This window comes from Burkholderiaceae bacterium DAT-1 (assembly GCA_019084025.1).
Classification (GTDB): Bacteria; Pseudomonadota; Gammaproteobacteria; order Burkholderiales; family Chitinimonadaceae; genus DAT-1.
This window is the reverse complement of record JAHRBI010000003.1, coordinates 297,735-318,417: the sequence shown is the minus strand read 5'-3', so window position 1 is coordinate 318,417 and position 20,683 is coordinate 297,735. Positions and strand designations below refer to the sequence as shown.

17 protein-coding genes and 1 tRNA gene are annotated in these 20,683 nt (G+C 55.9%); 7 read left to right on the top strand and 11 right to left on the bottom strand.

Going from position 1 to position 20,683, the window contains the following annotated elements; genetic code table 11:
• Nucleotides 1–2 precede the first annotated feature (2 nt).
• The 4 genes from KSF73_07475 to KSF73_07460 all read right to left on the bottom strand — a co-directional run bounded on the left by KSF73_07475 (nt 3) and on the right by KSF73_07460 (nt 3,354).
• Nucleotides 3–674, bottom strand: coding sequence for a MarC family protein (locus tag KSF73_07475; protein ID MBV1775555.1), 672 nt, complete (start codon nt 672–674; stop codon nt 3–5).
• 48 nt (nt 675–722) lie between these two features.
• Nucleotides 723–2,357, bottom strand: coding sequence for a methyl-accepting chemotaxis protein (locus KSF73_07470; protein ID MBV1775554.1), 1,635 nt, complete (start codon nt 2,355–2,357; stop codon nt 723–725).
• Between the two features lie 89 nt (nt 2,358–2,446).
• Entirely contained in the window at nt 2,447–2,860 is a 414-nt protein-coding gene (locus tag KSF73_07465) for a cache domain-containing protein (GenBank protein ID MBV1775553.1), read from the bottom strand.
• Between the two features lie 125 nt (nt 2,861–2,985).
• Nucleotides 2,986–3,354, bottom strand: a complete 369-nt coding sequence (locus tag KSF73_07460; GenBank protein MBV1775552.1) for a nucleotide pyrophosphohydrolase — start codon at nt 3,352–3,354, stop codon at nt 2,986–2,988.
• Between the two features lie 73 nt (nt 3,355–3,427).
• On the opposite strand from KSF73_07460, the gene KSF73_07455 reads away from it, so the two are divergent.
• The 3 genes from KSF73_07455 to KSF73_07445 all read left to right on the top strand — a co-directional run bounded on the left by KSF73_07455 (nt 3,428) and on the right by KSF73_07445 (nt 4,699).
• On the top strand, nt 3,428–4,279 hold the full coding sequence (locus KSF73_07455; GenBank protein MBV1775551.1) for a DNA/RNA non-specific endonuclease: 852 nt from the start codon (nt 3,428–3,430) through the stop codon (nt 4,277–4,279).
• A 12-nt stretch (nt 4,280–4,291) separates the two neighbouring features.
• Entirely contained in the window at nt 4,292–4,543 is a 252-nt protein-coding gene (locus tag KSF73_07450) for a hypothetical protein (protein ID MBV1775550.1), read from the top strand.
• A gap of 80 nt (nt 4,544–4,623) precedes the next feature.
• Nucleotides 4,624–4,699 (top strand) — tRNA-Met (locus tag KSF73_07445).
• Between the two features lie 106 nt (nt 4,700–4,805).
• On the opposite strand, the gene KSF73_07440 is transcribed toward KSF73_07445, so the two are convergent.
• Both KSF73_07440 and KSF73_07435 read right to left on the bottom strand, forming a co-directional pair.
• Nucleotides 4,806–5,642, bottom strand: coding sequence for an ABC transporter substrate-binding protein (locus KSF73_07440; GenBank protein ID MBV1775549.1), 837 nt, complete (start codon nt 5,640–5,642; stop codon nt 4,806–4,808).
• A 97-nt stretch (nt 5,643–5,739) separates the two neighbouring features.
• Nucleotides 5,740–8,403 carry a M1 family metallopeptidase gene (locus KSF73_07435; protein ID MBV1775548.1) on the bottom strand — a complete coding sequence of 888 codons (2,664 nt, stop codon included), beginning with the start codon at nt 8,401–8,403 and terminating at the stop codon, nt 5,740–5,742.
• 339 nt (nt 8,404–8,742) lie between these two features.
• Here KSF73_07435 and KSF73_07430 point away from each other — a divergent pair, with 339 nt between their 5' ends.
• The 3 genes from KSF73_07430 (at nt 8,743) to KSF73_07420 (ending at nt 13,567) form a co-directional block, all read left to right on the top strand.
• A complete protein-coding gene (locus tag KSF73_07430) occupies nt 8,743–9,963 on the top strand; it encodes an HD-GYP domain-containing protein (protein MBV1775547.1) in 1,221 nt (406 codons plus the stop codon).
• 32 nt (nt 9,964–9,995) lie between these two features.
• Nucleotides 9,996–10,658: a hypothetical protein gene (locus tag KSF73_07425; GenBank protein ID MBV1775546.1), complete on the top strand. Its 663-nt coding sequence runs from the start codon at nt 9,996–9,998 to the stop codon at nt 10,656–10,658.
• 200 nt (nt 10,659–10,858) lie between these two features.
• Nucleotides 10,859–13,567: a winged helix-turn-helix domain-containing protein gene (locus KSF73_07420; protein ID MBV1775545.1), complete on the top strand. Its 2,709-nt coding sequence runs from the start codon at nt 10,859–10,861 to the stop codon at nt 13,565–13,567.
• A gap of 24 nt (nt 13,568–13,591) precedes the next feature.
• Here the strand turns inward: KSF73_07420 and KSF73_07415 are convergent, their stop codons facing one another.
• The 4 genes from KSF73_07415 to KSF73_07400 all read right to left on the bottom strand — a co-directional run bounded on the left by KSF73_07415 (nt 13,592) and on the right by KSF73_07400 (nt 19,332).
• A complete protein-coding gene (locus tag KSF73_07415; GenBank protein MBV1775544.1) occupies nt 13,592–13,846 on the bottom strand; it encodes a YkgJ family cysteine cluster protein in 255 nt (84 codons plus the stop codon).
• Between the two features lie 29 nt (nt 13,847–13,875).
• Entirely contained in the window at nt 13,876–17,154 is a 3,279-nt protein-coding gene (locus KSF73_07410) for a DEAD/DEAH box helicase (protein MBV1775543.1), read from the bottom strand.
• Nucleotides 17,155–17,356: 202 nt separating this feature from the next.
• Nucleotides 17,357–17,986 (bottom strand): LysE family translocator, encoded by a 630-nt coding sequence (locus KSF73_07405; protein MBV1775542.1) that lies wholly within the window; start codon nt 17,984–17,986, stop codon nt 17,357–17,359.
• The gene (locus KSF73_07400; protein ID MBV1775541.1) at nt 17,983–19,332 is read right to left on the bottom strand and encodes a hypothetical protein; all 1,350 of its coding nucleotides are present in this window, start codon (nt 19,330–19,332) and stop codon (nt 17,983–17,985) included. The genes KSF73_07405 and KSF73_07400 overlap by 4 nt, the downstream gene beginning before the upstream one ends.
• A gap of 269 nt (nt 19,333–19,601) precedes the next feature.
• Here KSF73_07400 and KSF73_07395 point away from each other — a divergent pair, with 269 nt between their 5' ends.
• Nucleotides 19,602–20,099 carry a MarR family winged helix-turn-helix transcriptional regulator gene (locus tag KSF73_07395; GenBank protein MBV1775540.1) on the top strand — a complete coding sequence of 166 codons (498 nt, stop codon included), beginning with the start codon at nt 19,602–19,604 and terminating at the stop codon, nt 20,097–20,099.
• Nucleotides 20,100–20,325: 226 nt separating this feature from the next.
• Here the strand turns inward: KSF73_07395 and KSF73_07390 are convergent, their stop codons facing one another.
• Nucleotides 20,326–20,667 carry a hypothetical protein gene (locus tag KSF73_07390; protein ID MBV1775539.1) on the bottom strand — a complete coding sequence of 114 codons (342 nt, stop codon included), beginning with the start codon at nt 20,665–20,667 and terminating at the stop codon, nt 20,326–20,328.
• Nucleotides 20,668–20,683 lie beyond the last annotated feature (16 nt).

Sequence of the window (20,683 nt, the reverse complement as noted above, 5' to 3'; positions counted from 1 at the left end):
GACTACACCCCTTCCGCCACACTGCGCAGCAATTCACTGGCGCCATTCCAGAAGATCTGCACGCCAATACACAGCAGGATAAACGCCGACAGGCGCAGGAATACCGTCGTGCCGGTTTCACCCAGCAATTTGGTTAGCTTGGGCGCATATCGATAGGCCAGATACAGAATTCCGATCACCAGAATGGTACCGAGCACGCCGCCGGTGATATTCAGCAGATTATTGCCGCGCTTGGTGTGCAGCGCTGCACCCAGCGTAATCGCCACTGAAATCGAACCCGGCCCGATGGTGAGCGGAAATGTCAGGGGATAGAAGGCGCGGCGAATAAAGGTGCTGGCACTGGGACGTTGCACGTTCTGGTCAAGCGAATGATCATCTGCATCCAGCAGTTTCCAGCCAGCGGCCGCCACAATCATGCCCCCGGCAATACGCACCACCGGCAGCGAAATACCGAAAAACTTCAATACATAACCGCCAATAAACATCGCACCAATCAGCATCACAAAGCCATTGATGGCAATGCGCTTGGCAAGTGCAATGCGCTGTTTTTCCGAGCAGCCATCGGTCATCGCCAGAAAAATAGGCGCGCCGCCGGGCGGGTTGATAATGGGCACCAGCGCCGAAACTACCAGCAAAATGCTTTTGACGAATTCAATCAGGTTGTCGTAGTTCATGGTGAAAATAGTCAAACGTATATGGCTTCAGTATGCCCGATACACACCTTATTGCACCTGAAATTGTGAAATGGCGGTTTCAAGTGGACGAATGCCGTGGTCCAGTTCCTGCGCTTCAGAGGCGGTACGGCACGCAATGTTGCGCGCATGGGTGATTTCCCGCTGAAACACATCGACGTTACCGGAAATCTGCTGAATCGCATGATTCTGCTCGCGGATATCGCCACTCAGCACTTCCAGTTGCTTGAGGGTGCTCAGGGCGTCTTGCTGTACCGAGGAAATGATGGCCTCGATCTCGCGGCCTTTTTCCTGGCTGCGCGCCACCGCTTCTGTACTGTTGAGCATGGCGTGATGTGATTCATTACTCTGGCTTGTAATGGCGGTAATCAGCGTGCCGACCTTCAGGGTGGCCTGTGCGGTACGTTCCGCCAGTTTGCGAACTTCATCCGCCACAACGGCAAAGCCGCGCCCCTGTTCGCCCGCCCGTGCAGCTTCAATGGCGGCGTTCAACGCCAGCAAATTGGTTTGATCGGCAATTTCGCGAATCACCAGCACAATCGACCCGATTTCGTCAGTCTTGTGTTTGAGGCCGGCGCTGATATCGGCGTGAATCCGGATAGATGCTTCCACTTCGTTGGCGACGCGCGAGGCTTCCTCCGCCAACGCCCGCGAGCGTTCCATCTGCTTGTAAGTGGTCAGGAAGGCCGTTTCCGCCTGATTGCTGATCTCGCTGACGTGACTGATGCTATTGACGATCTGCGAGATAGAGCTGGCTGTCCCCTCGGTGGCATGTGACAGTGCATCTGCCGCCTGCAGGTTTTCTTCGCTGCCTTGTTTGAGGCTATGCGCACTGGACGATACATGCTGTGCCTGAGTCTGGATATTGCGGATCAGGGTACAGACGTTTTCGCGCAGGGTTTCCAGTGCCACCTCTGCCTCACCGATTTCATCGTGATTGAAACGGGGGACGGGCGTGGACAGATCCCCATTGGCTTGGCGCAAAATATGCCGAATCAGATGCCCAAGCTGTCCTGCCAGTCGTCTGCCCATCCACGCGGCACCGGTAATGGCAGCGACAAAGGCAATACCGGCTACGGCCCAGAACATCAGCTTGAACTGATTGGCATCCTGTTGAATGCTGATTCCCACAAACTGCATATCATGTCGGCCACCGTCTACAAGCTGGTCAATCTGCTGAACGGTTGTACTGAATTTGCCGTCAGCTGATTCCAGCATCATGGTGGCCATATTGGCATCGACCGAAAGCATATCGACCGCATCGGTCACATCCTTACGGTAGGCACCCACGCCTTTTTCTATCTTTTGCAGCAAACCTCGCTCATCTGTCTCCCAGTCGCCTTCCTTCTCCAGCTTGAGAATGGCAGCCATGGAGGTTGCAAGACGCTGTAGCTGATCCTTACCGATTTTCTCTACACGACTGCTATCCGCATTGTTCTGTACCATGGACATCAGCTGATACAGATTGGTGCGTGTGGTGTAGAGATCGAGGGCGAAGCCATTCAGCGCATCGTATTGCACAAAGTCAGTTGCGAACATATTACTCAGCGCGCTGGCTTGACGGGATAATCCAATCGAGCCGAACAGACCAATGCCAAGTAGCATCAGTGCTGCGAGTAAGGCAGGCAGCAAAATCTTGAAGCGTATGGACAGCGTGGCAAACACGATTTCCTCCTCGCGAGTCCGCCGGAATCTGATTTCCAGTCTAGGGGCTGGCCTCGTTGCTGGAGGCCATTACCCGTATTACATCGCGATTATTTGTATACGCCCGCACACACAATCAAATCGCCTGTCTTTTCACAGAAAGCGGTTTTGGGATGGATTTTTTTGGTGAGCGGATCGGTGAACTTGTATTCTTGCCAGAAATTGTCTTTGGTCTTGGCCATTTCCACGCGTTCCTTCACAAAGAAGGTGCCATCCGGATCTTTCAGACCGATCAGGTCTTTACCCACCAGCTTGTCATTCAGACCGTGCGCCACGCATTTTCCTGTGGTGTCATAGGCCACCACATAGATGTCTTTGCTCACAAAGGTTTGTGAAGGCGTGGTGATCTCACTGATGGCTTTAGCCGCGCCATGCTGCTTTAGATAGGCAACCGCCTTCTTTACCATGGCTTCGGCCTCCTGCTTGGTGCCACGGTCTTCCGCCATGACCTGAACGGACACCATGCATAACAGGGACAGCACACAACGGGACAAGTGATTCATTGGGGGATCCTCCTCAGGAACAGAGACAACGCGTGTCGGCGCGACCTGATTCACTATAGGAGACGATTCAGGGCTTTGTATGACCCTTAGTCTGCTGGGTAATCGGTGTATTTTCGCGCGCTCCCGCGCACTTTTTCGGCAGGATATTTGGCACGGTTGAGCACCATCTTGTCATGCACGGCCTGATTGAGATCGACATCCAAGGTATCTGCCAGACGAATCAGATAGACCAGTACATCGGCCAGTTCATGTCGCGCGGCTTCGTGCTGCTCGGGTGAGAGCTCTTCAGGTTTACCTGTCGGCAGCCACTGGAAAATTTCCAGCAGTTCTGCTGCTTCTACGCTCAGTGCGGAGGCTAGATTTTTAGGCGTATGAAACTGGTTCCAGTCGCGTTCGTTGACGAATTCGCGAATCATGTCACGCAGTGCTTGCAAATCGGATGAGGAAAGTTTCATTGTGTCCGGGGAGATAAGCTGGGGGAGATCAAACAATGATACAGTGCCAGCCCCGCATTGATCAGCGCTTGTCATGAAACTGATTGTACGAATGCCCTTTGTTGCGTTGCTCTACATCCCGCTCACCCTCCATGCTGGCTGCGAACATCTGTTTGTTGCCCAACATATGCCGCAGTTGCAAGTCAAAGCTATGCAGGTTCGCACCACGGCTTTGTGTTTTCAGGAGTATGCGCTGCTGTATTCCGGCTTGACACGTACACCTGTGTGGGTAGGCGAGCATCTGACCCGCGCCCAGATTCAGGGTGCGCAACGGATCAAGCGTAATAATGCGTTTCATGAAGAATCCCGCCTGCCCGAGGCGGATCGATCCACGCTGGCCGATTACAGTCGTAGCGGATTTGACCGTGGGCATATGGCACCGGCCGGTGACTTTTCCACGCTGGCGTCGCAGCACGAGAGCTTTTCCATGGCCAATATGGCCCCTCAGCATCCGGCCAATAATCGTGGAATCTGGGAGGCGCTGGAATCACAAACGCGTGAACTGGCATTGCAGAAGGGCGAGGTCTACGTGGTGAGTGGCCCGATTTTCGAGGGGGAGCGCCTCAAGCGTCTCAATGGGCGTGTGCTGGTGCCGGTGAAGTTTTTCAAGGCAGTGCATGTACCGGCAACGGGCGTCACCGGTGCCTGGATCGTCAACAATGCACCGGGTCGCGAGGTTGAAGTCAAAAGCCTCGACCAGCTTGAGGCGCTCAGCGGTATCCGCGCGTTTCCGGGTTTGTCCGCTGCTCAGCGCAGCACAGCTGGCATGCTGCCGGAGCCGGATGGCAAACGAAGCTCACCGCGGATGCAGTTACCCAAGCGCGAAGATGACGATTGGTACGCGCAGCTGCTACGCTGGTTGCGTGCGCTACGCGATGCGCTGTGAGGAGAAATGAACATGCCCGATTTGATCCCATTTGCCGATGAATCTACCTCCTTGCAGATTGGCGAACTGACGGTTGAAAATCGACTCGATCGACTGAGTCTGTATGGCAGTCTTGATCTGACTGCCGATCAAATCGGCCTTGATCAGGCGCGTCAGCTCAAGGTGCTCATCGACGCAGTGGTGAATGATTTGTCTGCCCGGCATGACCTGCCAATTGCCCTGGAACCCGCGCCAATTGACGAGGTTGCCAACCCCTGGCGCTGATCTTGCGAAGGCCGCTTGAAAAAAATTAGCAATAAAAGGTTGACGCCAACAGAAATAAGCGGCATAATGTTTGTCTCAGACGCGGGATGGAGCAGTTGGCAGCTCGTCGGGCTCATAACCCGAAGGTCACAGGTTCGAGTCCTGTTCCCGCAACCAGTTATACGCGTTCTGATGATGTCAGAAGTGCAGCAAAAACCCGCAAAGCGATGAGCTTGCGGGTTTTTTGTTTTGTCTTCGGTCGCATGGAAGTCAACCCTTGACCTTACTCCACGATGACCCGTTTCCCATGTTCCATGCCGCTGCACATTTTCTGTGCAACGGGGCGCTCGAAATAGTGCTCCATGATGGCGCAGACCCGGCCTTCATCACGCATGGACTCGAAGGTTCGCATCAAAAGGTCTGCATCTTCAGGCGCAATGACATCCAGATTGAATCGTAAAGAATAGACCGTGTCTGCTTCTTCAGGGATGGTGACCAGCGTGTAATGCTCGGGATGAGCCATCTGGCGGCGCTGGAAGTAAAAGACATAGGTGTTCGCAAACGTAGCATGGATGCGATTTGCCTCCAGCATGCGGTAGATGCTGTCGATCGAATTAATCTGCTCTTTGTGAGCGGGAGACAGCGTTGCCAGAAACTGAGAACCCCATTTGCCGTAATTGGCACCGCGCAGTACGCCGATGATGCCCCCGTTGCTGATAAAGGAGTGTAGATTGAAATGGTCTGCACGATCCTTGTGTACCACCAATTGCATGACGTCATGCATAAAGGGAATGTAGATGAGCTTCTGTCCTTTGGGGGTAGGCGTAACAAACGTAGGGCCAATGAGCGGGTTATGCGCTTTGATGGCCAGCATCCGTCCTGAGGGTTGGGATATCACCTTCAGCGAACACCCACTGCGTTGCGCGAGTTCTCTGTAAATATCCGGCATGAAGCCACTGAGTTGATCGGTGCCATTGTCGATCATTGCTAGACCAAGTGGCATCATGACCGGTTGATACGCACGCGTGCATGCAGCCTGAACGCTGGTGCTCAGGCAGGCCAGCAGGCATGCCAATACGATGAGTTGCTGGGTATGCAGAATGAGGGCGAGGGTGCGCATGCAGATCACTCGTCAGCGATCAGTTGAGTATAGATAGTATGGCCAAGAAAAATAAAAAGGCACCCTTTCGGGTGCCTTGCTACTTGGGTATCGACCGTTAAATTGCTGATGCTGAATGAGTGGATGACAGCATAGTGTCTACGCCACTGACCAGGGTCTGCTGCTGTTTAAGTTTGAAGCGTGCCGATTCCATCGAGCGCGCCAGATTGCTGTGCAGCGTTGCCGGAATTTGATCGCGTACCCATTGTTCCAGTGTCTCAAGCGGCATGGCTTGGTAAAACATGGGGACACAGTATTGTGCAAGGTAAAGTGATGCGTATTGTTCTTGCGATTTCAGTAAGCGCTTGCTGTGCGCGGAAAAGAGCGTCCAGCCCAGCATGGGGTGCTGGGCGGAGAGCACCGTGAGCAGTTGCAGGCGCAGCGATTCGAGGTGTACTGGAATATCATCGGACAACATGATGTCGCCTACTCTGGCAGCAAGTGCGGGATCTCGCACCTGAGCCATGGCGATATAGTAATGTCGGCGCTCCGCATCGGTACGTGCTTGCTTGGCCAGCTCATGCAGGCGTGTAAATGTTTCTGCGTCTGCGTGAGAGGCGACGATATTCACGAATACACTGCGCTCATCTGTCGAAAATGCTTTGGCGTCACTCAGGAAGTGTTCGAAGCGGGAACGCGCTTCAGAAACAACGGCCTCATCACCCCATTGCCCTCGTAAACTCAACAAGCGACGCCGTAACTTCTGCAAACTAAGCGGTTCATTTTTGCCTGCGCTCCAGCCCAGCCGATCAGAGATCGGCTGCAGGAGTTGACGGGCATGTGCCATGAATGCGGCATGATTGACCTTGCCGCGTTGAGACTGTTCGATGGTATCCAGCGAGCTGGCAATCTGCTGCCAGGCGCGGAGATTAGGGGTATCACCCATGGCGCCGACTAAGGCGAGGTAATCCGATAGCGGGCGACGACCTGTGGCCGCGAGTGCCCACTGGTCATCGAACAGGGCAATCTGGTCACCGCTGCTCAAATGGCGAAAGGCGGCGGTATTCCTTGCCAGGGTTTCGTCATCGTATTGCACACGATAATAACCGGTCACGTTGGCGTTGATGCTGAGTGGATCTGCACACTGGCCTGCTGACAGTGTCTGATTTGCCTTATTCAGCAGCACCGTCGTTGGTGTTTGTCCGATTCCGGAGCGAATTTGCAGAGGGACTTGCCAAGTTGTCTTGTTCGTCTCTTCGCCGCTGAGGAGGAAGCGGGACTGATTCAGGGTAATCGTGCGTTTGCCCTGTGCATCGCAACGCGCGCTGACGGAAACCAGCGGAAAGCCCGCCTGTTCCGTCCAGCTGGCGGCAACGGAAGCAACATCGCGCTTGCTGGCCTTGCCTAATGCCTGCCAGAGATCTGCACTGGTGGCATTCGAATACTGACGTGCCTTCATATACTGCTGGATTCCTTGGCGGAAGGCATCTTCTCCCAGCCAGCCCTCTACCATACGTAATACCGACTGACCTTTGCTATATGTAATGTCCATATCAAAGGCGCTGGCAGCTTCCAATTCATTGGTGACATGCTGCTGGATGGGATGCGATGTCAGTTGCGCATCGGCGGTCATGGCAGATTCCTTGTCCGCATCTGCGGTTTCCCACCAATGCCACTCCGGATGGCGTGAATCGGTTTCCTTGGCCGCCAGCCACGAAGCAAAGCTTTCATTCAGCCATAAACCATCCCACCAGTTCATCGTGACCAGATTGCCGAACCATTGATGTGCAATTTCATGTGCCTGAATGGAGAAAACGCGTTGCTGGGCATTCAGTGTGCTGCCGTCCTGTACCAGTAAGGATTGATCGTTGTAGGTGATGGCGCCCCAGTTTTCCATCGCACCACTGATCCCGCCCGGGATGGCGATAGAGTCGAGCTTGGGCAGGGGATAGGGCAGGCCAAAGAAGTGGTTATAATCGGCCAGAATGGTCTTTGCATTGGCCAGCGCGGTTTCACCCTGCTGTTCTTGACCCTTGATCGCCCAGATCCCAATGTCGACGTTCTCTGCTTTTGTCTGGATGCGGGCAAAATTCCCTGCACTGAGTTCCAGCAGATATGACGACATCTTGGGGGAACGGGCGAATTCAATCGTGGCGAGATCACCTTGCACCTTGCGATTGAGCACCGGCATGTTAGAAATGGCAGCCCAGTCACCGGGCAGCGTAGTGGTCAGCTTGAATGTCGCGCGAAACACCGGTTCATCCCAGCAGGGAAACATGCGCCGCGCATCTGTTGCCTGGAACTGCGTCGAAAGCAGCACATCTTTTTGGCCATCCGGCTTTACAAAGGATTGTGCGTACAGTCCAAATGGCCCGCTTTCAATCTTGCCCCGGTAGTTAAAGCGCAGTACATGCTTACCCGGCTTGAGAGGCGCATTCAGTGTCAGTGTAGTGAGTTGCTGTTCATTGTTCGATTCAACGCGTTGAACGGGCTGACCATCAATCAATACGTCGGATAATGTCTGGTTCAGCGAATTGAATTGTATGGTGCGTGTGGGTTTGAGCACCTTCAGCTGGATGGTTTCCTGCCCTTCAATGAGCTTCTGTGTCACATCGGGTTTGATCGAAACAGTGTAGTCCAGCGGAACAATGTCTTTGGGTAATCGACCGGGCGTATCAGCAAATGAGAATGGACGGGGAGACACAACCTCTGCCTGCACGCCTGAAAAGACTGTTGCTACAGCAAGTGCGCTCAAATGAAGTAAAGGTTGGGCGATGCGCATGAGATCAATCCTGAAAATGAGTTCTTCTGTGCTTGGGCACCACTGGCAGCGTTCCAAAATCATCTGAAGCCTGCATCGATGCCTATCTGGCGAGGAGTATCCCTAACTCCGAGGTGGCTTTGCATCAGCATTGCGATGAAGTGCAAAATTTCAGGGATGGAATGTCCAGGGTGCGGGAATTTCCTATCGGTTTCGTATATTTTCTACTGTTTTATCTATTCAGCCTTGGCGAACTCTACGATTATCGCGTAAGCCAGACAGGAGCTATTTCACCGCCTAAACTAAATCTGTATGACCTTGCAGGTGTGATGGTCAAGGGTCTGGACATGGGATGCATGCATGATCAAGCGTGTGAATGTGACAGAGCTCAAAGTTGGGATGTTTATCCACGATCTGGGCGCAGATTGGTCGGCACATCCCTTTTTGCGTTCGCAGTTTCCGCTGAAAACGGACAAGGAAATCGAGACCATCCTGAAATGCGGGTTGCGCGAGGTTTACATCGATACCGATAAGGGGTTGGATGTAGCGAATGCGCCGACGCAGGAAGAGGTGAATCGCGAGCTGGATCGCGAAATTGTGGCCATCGCCGAGGAAGCACCGTCCCCCATCATTCATACTCGGGTGTCACTGGCAGAAGAAGTAGGAAAAGCGAAAGCCGTGCGCTCGCAGGCGGCCAATCTGGTGCGGAATGTGATGAACGATGCGCGCCTGGGTCGTGCGGTTGAGATCGAGCACGCCGAAGCCATCGTCACCAATATCACGGAGTCGATTCTGCGCAATTCCGGGGCCTTACTCAGCCTGATGCGCATCAAGTCGAAGGACGACTATACGTTTTTGCACTCGGTATCCGTATGTACCTTTATGGTGGCGTTTTGCCGTTCCATGGGCATGGATATGCAGGTGACCCATCAGGCGGGTCTGGGGGGATTGCTACATGATACGGGTAAGGCGTTGGTGCCCGATGAAGTGCTCAATAAGCCGGGGCGTCTGACGGATGATGAGTTCGATGTTATCCGTCGCCACCCCGCAGATGGTCACCATATTCTTAGCCAGGTACCCACGATTGGCGAGATTCCGCTGGATATCGCGCTTCACCATCATGAACGGGTAGATGGCTCGGGATATCCCGATAAACTCGAAGGCGACCAGATTCAGCTGCTGACCAAAATGGCGGCCATTGTGGATGTATATGACGCGATCACTGCCGATCGCGTGTACCACAAAGGGATGTCCGCGACCGATGCACTGCGTAAGATTTTCGAGTGGAGCAAATTCCATTTCGATCAGAATCTGGTCAAGGCGTTTATGCGCTGTGTTGGCATCTATCCGGTGGGAACCCTGGTGCAGCTGGAGAGTGGCCGACTAGGCATTGTCACCGAGCACAATGAAGAAAGTCTGCTGCAGCCGGTTGTGAAGGTGATCTACGATACCAAACGCATGTGTTATATGCCGCCGCAGGTGGTCGATCTGTCCAAGCCGATCGGACGCGGGGGGGCTGACAAGATTGTTTCGCATGAGTCGCCCGTCAAATGGAAGATTGATGTGATGCGATTCATGTAGGATAGCTTTTTCTCTCTTCATCTTTCTCTGTCATGCGGCGTTCCTTTTCTAGTCGTCTTGAATACCTTAACGGCCTGTTGCTTGATGGTATTCCCCGCTGGATATCGGTTCCGCTGCGATTACTGATGCTCGCCGTGTTATTCAGGGCACTGGTGGGGCTGTACCGGACTGTTCAGGCGGGAGACCGCACGTATGTCCCTGCGCTGATGGGTATTGTGCCTGTCAGTGCCTTTGTACTGACATCGTTGTTGTATGTGTTTGTCGAATGCTTCCTCTACTGGTGCAAACGACAGCGCTACGCCGAGTGGGAAGGTGAATACCTCGAATTTGAATGCCTGCAGCTACGTGCATGGCGACATGGTGGCGAATTGTGGCTGGCCGCTGATGACATCGCCAAGGTGGTCGATGGGGGCACCGCCAATCCCAGACGTTTGCAGGCGACGCTACCGGAAGGAAGCTGGTGTCTGTTTCAGCCCGCCAGAGGGATAGTGATAAATGAGGCGGGTTTGCGTGCCTGGCTTGCACCGCGTACGAGTGACAGTGCCCGGCGATTACGTGTCTGGCTGGAGCGCAATGTCTTTTTCTTCGAGGCACGGCGTCTGCAACAGTCGCCAGACCCGCTGATGCGCAAAGAAGTCGTGAAAGCGCATATTCCCTTCAGGCGACCGGATACTACTGATTCTTCATCTATCTGATCTGGTTGTTCTCAAACGCCAATGGCATGTTCGTAACTGCTTGTTATTGAACAGCCACGCATGATTTTGTCTGCGCAGCGTGCCTGCATGATCCGACGGCTTGGGCGCGATGTATGCAATATGGGAATGCGTGCGATTGGGTATAATTTCGACCCTTTTGACCATTTCTGGCATGCATTGCTTCTTCTGCGGAAGCACGCATGGATTCCATGCCCTCGTACCGATATGAGTTTGGCCGTTCCATTTATGACGAATCCAAGGCGGAGTTGACCGTCAATGGTTTGACTGTCGATATCCAGCCGCAATCGCTCCGCATTCTGGGCATGCTGCTTGCGCATCGCGGAGAAATAGTCTCGCGTCAGGAACTGGAGGAGCAGGTCTGGCAAGGGCGTCATGTTGGTGAGAATGTGCTGGCCAGTGCAATTACCCGTTTACGGGCGTCACTGGGGAGTTCGAACGCTGGTCTGATTGAAGCGATTCCGCGTATTGGCTATCGCATCACCGGACAGGTACAGCGTACGGTAGTGGGTCAGGATATGGACAGCGAGCTGGCTTTCCTGGTTGGCAAGCCCGTGCCTGGCCGGCCTGAATTTGTGCTCGAGCGCATGCTTGCTGCATCAGGTTCGGGTGAAGTATGGCTGGCGCGACATGGCAAGACGCAGCTGGAGCGCGTCTTTAAATTTGGTGTCACAGCACCGCAGCTCAGATCATTGAAGCGTGAGGCAACGCTTGCACGGGTGTTGCAGGAAAACCTGGGGGCGCGTCGCGATTTTGTCCAGATTATGGACTGGCATTTCGAAACCGCTCCCTTTTTTCTGGAAAGCGAATACGGCGGGGAAAATCTGCTGAACTGGAGTCTGGAGCCGGCGCATCTGGATGCCCTGGATCAGGATGAACGTCTGTCCCTGTTCCGCCAGATTGGACAGGCAGTCGCTGCCGCCCATAGTGTCGCAGTGATTCACAAAGATCTGAAGCCGGCCAATGTGCTGATCAGTCAGGGTAAGGCAGGCTGGCAGCTGAAACTGGTGGATTTCGGGAGTGGTCGCCTCACCGATCCGGAACGCCTGCGTGATCTCGGACTGACACAAATGAATGGTCCGCAGACCCTGCTGGCAGACAATGTATCTGGTTCCGTGCTCTACATGGCGCCCGAAATTCTGCGCGGCGATGCGGTGAGTGAAGCCAGCGATGTATTTGCACTGGGTGTGATGCTCTATCAATTAGTGGTGGGAGATCTCCGGCGACCGATGGTACCCGGCTGGGAACGGGAAATCACTGATCCCATCCTGTGCGGAGAAATTGCGCGTGCCACCGATGGTGATCCGGCGCTGCGGACCGCAAGCGTGCGGGAACTGCTGAACAGACTGGCCGATCTGCCCGCCAGACATGCCGAACGCGAGCGGGAGGTGGCTGCACAGCTGGAGCAGGCGCGAGACCGCGAAAGTGCCGCGCGCGCCAGACAGCGTCGTCCCTGGGTATTCGGGACGATTGCTGCACTGACGCTTGGTCTGGCCACGACGCTCTATGCCTATGTGCAGCTACAGCACAGTGAAAAGCGCCTGCAGCATCAGAACCATACTGTCGATGCGCTCAACCGCTTTCTGGCAGATGAATTGATCGGTGGCGCCAGTCCGGGACTGATCGGCCATCCTGACCCCACGGTCAGGGAAGTGATGCTGCGTGCTGCCGGCAAAATCGATTCGCCGGGAACGCATTATGGCGAGGGTGTTCACGCGAGGCTGCATGCTGCCATGCAGCGGGCATTCAACCGTACCGAAGAATATCTGCAGGCGATTCGTCAGGCTGAACTGGCTCTGGCTGCACTCGCCAAGATATCAGAGCCGGATCCGGTGCTGATAGATGAAGTGCGTCTGGAATATATTGAGAGCCTGAATGCGCTGGCACGAAACCCTGAAGTACAGGCGCAGCTCAAGCTTTTGCATACTTCGCTGCAACGCTATGGTCAGCAGCCTCACGAGATGCTGGTTCGGTACTGGTATGTGCGGGGGCGGGTTGAGGAGTCTGCTTACGAATGGAGCAAGGCCAGCGAATCGTTCGCGAAAGCAAGCGCATTGCTGGCACAGCTTCCGGCGCATGACGAGGAACTGGAGAACCAGGTCGAGCACGAGTATGCCGAATCCAATCGTCTGGGTGGCAATCTGCCCGAAGCCATTGCGCGTTATCGCACCCTGCTGAACCGTGTAGCGGCCAAGTATGGGGCGGAAAGCACAATCACATGTACTGCCAGAACAGGTCTGGCGGGTGCCCTCATCATGAACAAGGAGACCGCTGAAGGACTCCCGCTCGGCATGCAGGCGCTCAATTGTGGTCAGGCGATATACGGGAACCAGTCCGGGCGCTATGCCACCGTGGCAACCATGCTTGCCGAGGGCTATGTGTACGAGAAGAAGTGGGCGCAGGCCGCCGAATGGAATCGCAAGGCTGTCGATATCTACACCAGAATCAACGGTGAGGCCTCGCTAGAGACGCTGGTGGCGAAACTCAATCTGGCTGACTGTTTGCAGAAGTCGGGGCAGGTTGCCCAAGTGCCGGCGCTGCACCGCGATATTTGGGAGGGCGCTCGGAAATCGCTTCCCGAGCGCCATCCGCTGAGACAGGCAAGTCGATACTATGTTGCGGCTGATCTGCTGGATCAGGGGCAGGCAAAGGGCGTGGCCGAATTGCTTGAAGGACTGGATGCCAAAGTATTGTTCGATGGCGATCAGGATCCGGCCTGGGAAGGCTTGCTAAGCTATGAGCATGGGCGCCTGCATCTGTTGCAAGGCGACAAGGCCACCGGGATTGCCGAGCTGGAGAAAGCCGCCACCGAGCTGAATAGCAAAGCGCCGGAGGATAGACAGCGTGAGTTGAAGAATATCGGGGTGCTGCTTGGTAAGGTGCGCAAGTAGGGGGTGCTGCGGCCGTCTTCTATCTCAAGGGCGGGTCGCAGCTTCCAGCTGAGTCAGCCAGATGAGCGCAGCATCGCGGCTGCTGCCGCACATCTCTATCGAAGGCTGCAGGCCTCCGCATACTGCCGGTCGTTCCGGCTGACCAAAGATCTTGCAGCGCAAGTCGGCATCTAGCTGAACGCAGTGAACACCTGCGGGCTTGCCATTCGGCATGCCCGGAATAGGACTCGAAATCGACGGGGCGATACAGCAGGCGGCGCATCCGCTACGGCATTCCATATGAACGTCTCCGCCTGCTTTCAGCTTGCTTACTCGATCGGTGCGAACAGTTTGACCAGTTCGTCGGTCGACAGCGCAGTGAGGGCAGCGCCTTCTTCGCCCAGCACGCCGGCGGCCAGTTCGGCCTTGCGGCGTTGCAGTTCGATAATGCGCTCTTCCACGGTGCCTTTAGCCACCAGCTTGTACACGAACACCGGCTTGTCCTGACCAATCCGATAGGCACGGTCGGTTGCCTGATTTTCTGCTGCCGGGTTCCACCATGGATCGAAGTGGATCACGGTATCGGCGGCAGTCAGGTTCAAGCCCACGCCACCAGCCTTCAAGCTGATCAGGAACACTGGCACATTGCCTGCCTGGAAGCGTTCGACCGGTGTGGCGCGATCGGCGGTGTCGCCGGTCAGAATCACATAGTCGATCTTCTGCTTCTTCAGCTCATTGGAGATGAGCGTCAGCATCGAGGTGAACTGCGAGAATACCAGAATGCGGCGACCTTCCTCGGCCAGTTCGGTCACCATTTCGATCAGCGCTTCCAGCTTGGCTGAGGGCAGGGCGCGCGCCGAATCGGCCTTCACCAGGCGCGGATCACAGCACACCTGACGCAGCTTCAGGAGCGCATCCAGAATCACAATCTGGCTCTGACCGGCGCCACGGCGGGCGATTTCTTCACGCACGCGCGCATCCATGGTGAGGCGCACGGTTTCGTACAGATCGCGCTGCGGGCCTTCCAGCTCCACGTACTGAATCGTTTCGGTTTTCGGTGGCAGTTCGGTGGCCACCTGTTCCTTGGTCCGGCGCAGCAGGAAGGGCGCAATACGACGCGACAGCAAGTTCCGGCGATCCATATTGCCGTGCTTTTCAATCGGGCTGCGCCACTGCTTGCGGAAGCCCTTTTCGTCGCCGAGCCAGCCCGGCAATAGGAAGTCGAACAGCGACCACAGCTCGCCCAGATGGTTCTCCATCGGCGTACCGGTCAGGCACAGACGGTGCTTGGTTTCCAGCGCACGCACAGCTTGTGCAGCCTGGCTCTTGGGATTTTTAATCTGCTGGGCTTCATCGAGTACCAGCAAATGCCATTTCTGCTTCTGCAGGAATTCCTGATCGCGACCCAGCAGCGGATAGGTGGTAATCACCAGATCGGAGCCAGCCACATAGCGATACATATTGTGGCGATCCGGGCCGTGCAGTACGGTCACTTTCAGACCGGGGGCAAAGCGTTCAGATTCACGCTTCCAGTTGTGCACCAGACTGGTCGGCGCCACGATCATGCACGGGCCGTCCATCATGCCGGATTCTTTTTCGGCGACGAGGTGCGACAGTGTCTGCACGGTTTTGCCCAGACCCATATCATCGGCCAGCACGCCGCCAAAGCCTGCTTCAGCCAGCGTCTGCATCCATGAGAGACCCTGCTGCTGATACGGACGGAGTGTTGCCTTCAGGCCGGCCGGGGTGGCTGTTTCCTTCAGACCACCCAGATTGGCCAGCTTCATGCCCAGATCGCGCCAGTGATCGGCACCATGCCATTGCACATCGGTGAGTTCCGGGATACCCGAAAGTTCGGCCAGACGTGCCGCATCATAGCGACCCAGCTTCAGGGTACGACCATCGTGATTGCTGCCGTTGAACAGATCCCACAATGTTTCGACCATCGGGCGGATACGCGCAATTGGCAGACCCAGCACTTCGCCACGGTCGGTCTTCACGCGGACGCGGCCTTCCTTCGGCAGCGATTCCGGTGTCGGGTATTCGGCGATCAGGTTGATCAGGATCGGCAGCAGCGGACGGCGTTCGCCATTGATGTCCACTTCCAGGGTCAGGCCGAACCAGTCCAGTCCGGTCGAATCCTGAATGTCGATGTGCCAGCTTTCCGGCTCGATAAAGCCATAGTGGAAGTCAGCTTCGAAATCGACAATCCAGCCTTCGCGGCGCAGCGCTGGCAGGCTGTCTTCTACCAGACGGTTCCAGCCATCGCCATTGTGACCTTTGCGCTTGCTACCCGGCGAAATCGTGTAATAGCCGCGTGCATCCGGGCCAAAGGCCGGTTCCAGCTCGTTCAGGGCAATCAGACCCAGTTGCGAGAAGCGTTCGGTAATAATCGATTCAGTGACAAGGTCGCGATCGATACGCCAGACCTTTTCATCCTGCCAGCGGGTAAGTGTGGGGCGCTTGTCGGAAGGCTTGATGGCCAGTCCGTCGTAATCCACACCGAACACCACCAGATCCAGCATCGCATCGCGGGCCCATTCCGGCGTCACCCAGGTGGAGAGTTCCCAGCTCGGCATGCTCACAAAATGCAGACGACCGCGCGGTACCAGCTGCATGTGGCCGCCTTCTTCCAGCAGCGCTGGTTTTGGCACATGCGTTGGCAGGCTGTCGCGTACGCCCTGTACCAGATCGGGCTCAACGGCGCGCATCGCCAGCGTAGACAACAAGTCTGCCGGCGGCAGATCAATCTTCAACTCGCCCAGTTCGGTGCCTTCGATGTAGTACAGCGGGTCGATGGCCAGAATGCAGTCCACTTCGGGCTCGACGATGAGTTCCGGCTTCTGGCGCGCCTGTGCATCAATCTGCCAGACCAGCTTGGCATCGCGGCCACGCGAGAATTGCAGCGCACCATCGGTCAGATCGAGCCAGTGACAGCGTTCGGTGGCGACCAGCTTGCGCAGCAGCTCAAGGCCGGTTTCCTTGGGAATCAGGAATTCGCTCTCATGGACGGGTGTCAGCGTGGCCAGTGCGTCCAGTAATTCGTGGTCGATGGGTTCCAGCCATTCGGATTCACCGCGCTTTTCGGGCTTGAAGGGCGTCGGTGCGCCATAGCCACCGCGCTTGAGCGGGCGCGCCTGATGCAGGCTCAGGTGAACCACACCCGGCTCGTCACGCACCACATAAAACAGTTTGTGGATGGCCATGGCCGAGCTGGTCTTGCGGGCAACCGGGGCATTGCCCGGTACCAGACCAGCCAGCCAGTTTGGCACGACCTTGCCCGCTGCGGGTGCGGCCTCAGCCACCTCTTCGGTGCCGGCATCTTCTTCCAGCGCCTGTAGGAGCGTTGCAACCACGTGCTTGCAATCCTTGCCTTCGCTGCAGCCACAGCGGCTCTGGAACAATGCAGTGTTCCGGGGGCCAGGCATCACATGGACACGGACTTCGACGGGGGGGCCATCGCCTTCCTCGACCGAGGCGTCGATGCGGGCATCGTCCTCGGTAAACACGACCGACTGGGCGTGTCCCTGCACATAGGCTCTACGCCCACGGGCAACGGTGGTGTCATCGAAAAAACGGGTAATGTCGGCTTCTTTATAAGGCAGCATAAGGCATGAACAGCAAATAACGGTGCAACGGCTCCGGAAAGGCATATCTACCAATGCGTTTTCCGGGGTAACCCGCAATCTTCGCCGATCTACCTTACTTTTGTAAACCTGTTGGCCTGAACAAAATGAGTTGACATCGACCGACGGTTGAAGGCGCGCATGATGTGGGTGGGTGCGCGCTACCGTCAGTCGAAAGGGGGATTTACCGCGAAATGATCAGTTTCAGACCCAGCCCGATAAAAATCGTCCCCGCCACGCGATCCAGCCAGAGGCCGGCGTGTTCGTGACGGTTAAGCCACTGGCCGATGTGTCCGGCGAAATAGCCGAGCGTACCGAAGAGTACGGCGGCCTGCAGGGTGAAGGTGAGGCCGAGCTGGGCGATCTGCCACGGTGCATCGCCGCGTGCTGCGACCACGAATTGCGGCAGGAAGGCCAGAAAGAACATCACCACCTTGGGATTGATGGCATTGGCAATCACACCTTTCATAAAGAGCTTGCCAGCCGTTTCATCCGAGGTGGCGGCATTCAGATCGGTTTTGCCCGAGCTGCGGATCGCCATCCAGCCCATGCGCACCAGATAGAGCCCACCTGCAATTTTCAGCATCGTAAAGGCCAGCGGCGAGGCCGCGATGAGTGCGCTGACGCCCAGTGCTGCCAGCACCGTGTGGCTGATACACCCTGCTGCGCAGCCCAGCCCGAACGCCATGCCGCGCAGCCGCCCCTTTGCAGCGCCCAGACTCAGCACCATCAGATTGTCCGGTCCGGGTGAGAGGGTCACCAGCACGGCGGCGCCCAGAAAGGCAGCAAACTGTTCGGGGGATAACAGGGTCATGAAGGTTTCTTTTCTGCTTTTTCCGCAATCATGCGGTTGAGTTCATCAAGGGCGGCCTCGAACTGCGGGTCGCGGCCAGCGGCGAGTTGCGCGTAGGTCGGGCGAACCAGTACATCCGGTTGTACGCCCATGCCTTCGATGCGGCGGCCTTTCGGAGACGTGAAGCCGAGTTCGGAGTAGGCCAGTGCGCCGCCACCGATGATGGGCTTTAAACCAAGAAAGCCCAGTAGACAGCCACAGCTTACCTCTCCAACGACGCGAACGCGGCCGGAGTCCTGCAGCATTGAAGCAGTAAATTCCGACGCGCTGCCGCTGCTGCTATTTTGCAGGATCACGACCGGTTGTTCCAGCGGCTGGTCTACACCCTCGATATCCATTTTTTCAGGGACCAGAGTGATCATGCCCAGCAACATCGATACGGGCTTGCCATCACGGGTCTGAGATTGGCCGCCATCGCGATGTCCCTTGAAAAACTGGTCAACAAATGTGCGGGCAAAGCGCAAATCCCCGCCGGGATTGCCGCGAAGGTCAATAATCAGCCCTTTGGACTGCTTCAATGATGCCAGTCCTTCCAGCGTGGCAGTACGGATATCTGCCGAAAATCCGGTAAACCGCAAATAGCCTATATTGCCCGCGAGCTTTTGGGCAGAGATGCTCGCGGGCGCATCATATACGTTGCGCATGAGGACAATGTCGCGTGATCCGGATTCGTTGGCAATCGTGAGTGTACGGCTGTCGCCCGATGATGCACTGAGCAGCGCATTGATATAGCGTGCGGCGGTTTGCGGTGTCGAGCCTTTGCGTGCGTCTGCTTCATTCTGAGTCCACCAGCGTGTGGCATCGACTTGATCGATTTTTACGACCTTCATGCCAGGACGAAGCCCCTTTAACCATGCTTCGCTGCCCATGCGAACTGCATCGAGATAGATTGTGTCGCCATCCAGATTGATGGATACCCCGATGCTGGCCACCCGAGCCTTACGCAAGAGTTCATAGCGCTCGGGCGATTCGACGCGAGTATGCGAGTCGCGCAGCTCGCCCGCCATTTTGTCCAGCTGGCGCCAGAAAGCGCGGTCATCCGCCGCGGCCAGTGCGGCTTCACGATAGCGCTCGCCAACGGCCTTCCAGTCTACGCCATTAAAGGATGGATCGAGATAACGCTCATTGATGGTTTCCCAGACTTCATTGAATGCAGCGATCCGGGTTTCTGTTGTTAGTGGCGCAGCTCCCTGTCCAAGATGGTCGAGGCGTCTGGCAACGACACGATGAGGATCCAGAACGGCGCAGCCACCGAGTAAGTTCAGCAAGATGATGGCAGTCACGGTGGTGCGTGGCAGTTTCAACATGATGGTTGGTATCGTCAAAGGTGGAGAGCATGCATTGTGGCAGCCGGGTAAGTGCCTGGTCAGCGAGGATGCGACGAATTGAAGCGATCCCGCCACAGTTTACTGAAATCCGTATGTGTATGACGATTGCCAGCATAAACGCTGGCATCAGCGTTAATCGATGAACATCGCAGCGAAATCACATATGATGGAGCCGAGTTTTTATTTCCTTATGATTGGGATGGGCTGGTGAGCAGTCCGCCTCAGTATTTGTCTGGCATCCATTCATCATGTACAAAAACGAAAGCCAAATCGGCGATGACCTTCAGCTTGATGTGGCTGTACTGAAGCAGTTCCGTATCATTTTCAAATCTGTCCGCAAGCATTTCCAGATTGTTGAAGATGCGCTCGGGATCAGTGGAGCACAGTTGTGGGCGTTGTCTGTTGTTGTGGACAAGCCTGGCCTACGCGTGACTCAGTTGGCAGAAGAAATGTCCCTGCATCAGTCCACTACCAGCAATCTTGTCGAGAAGCTGGTCGAACTTGGCCATATCCGCCGCGAGCGTTGCAGCAAGGATGGGCGGGCTCAGGCCTTGTTTGCGACTGAAACCAGTGTGGCGCTGATGGCCAAGGCGCCTGGTCCAGTTAAGGGATTGTTGCCCGATGCGCTGGAGCGATTGCCTTATGGTACCTTGCGCGATCTGCACCGTAGTCTGGCGCTACTGTTGCAGTCAATGCAGGACACCGAGCAAGCTGCAGGCGACACAGTGCCCTTGTCGGATGCCTGACAACGCATAGTCCTGCGTGAGCAGTTCGTTAGCGGTGCATGCTGGCAGTCATGTGCTGCATGAGGGTGTAGGCAAGGATAATCATCGCGCTTCCGAGGAGCAGCCAGGCCATCCATACGACTGCTTGATGCAATCTCGCCCTCATGTGTGCGGGCAGAAAGCATCTCAGCAAAATGACGATCCCCAGTAGCGGTAATCCAACTTTCAGAACACGTTCGAGCATTTGTTAAGGCAGGCACTGAATCGTGGCTTCGACGTAGCGGCGTGCGCCCAGCAAGGTGTTTTCATTGCCAGCCCGATAGTCCAGTGTTTTCCAGTCACGGCAGCCTTTGGTTTTGGCCAGCTTCTCTGCGTGACGCTTGAATTGCTGTTCCACCTGACCATCCAGAATCAGAGATGAGCCGCGCATGGTAATGCGGTAACGCTGCTCACCCAGAAATTTGTCCTCTGCATCCATCAGCGCTCCATTGTCGTCACGCAGTGTCTGGCCGGTCTGGCGCAGCTCGGCACAGCCTGTCAGCAGTATCAATTGCCCACAAAACAACAGTGCAATCAGTCGCAGTTTCATCAGGAATTCCCCATTC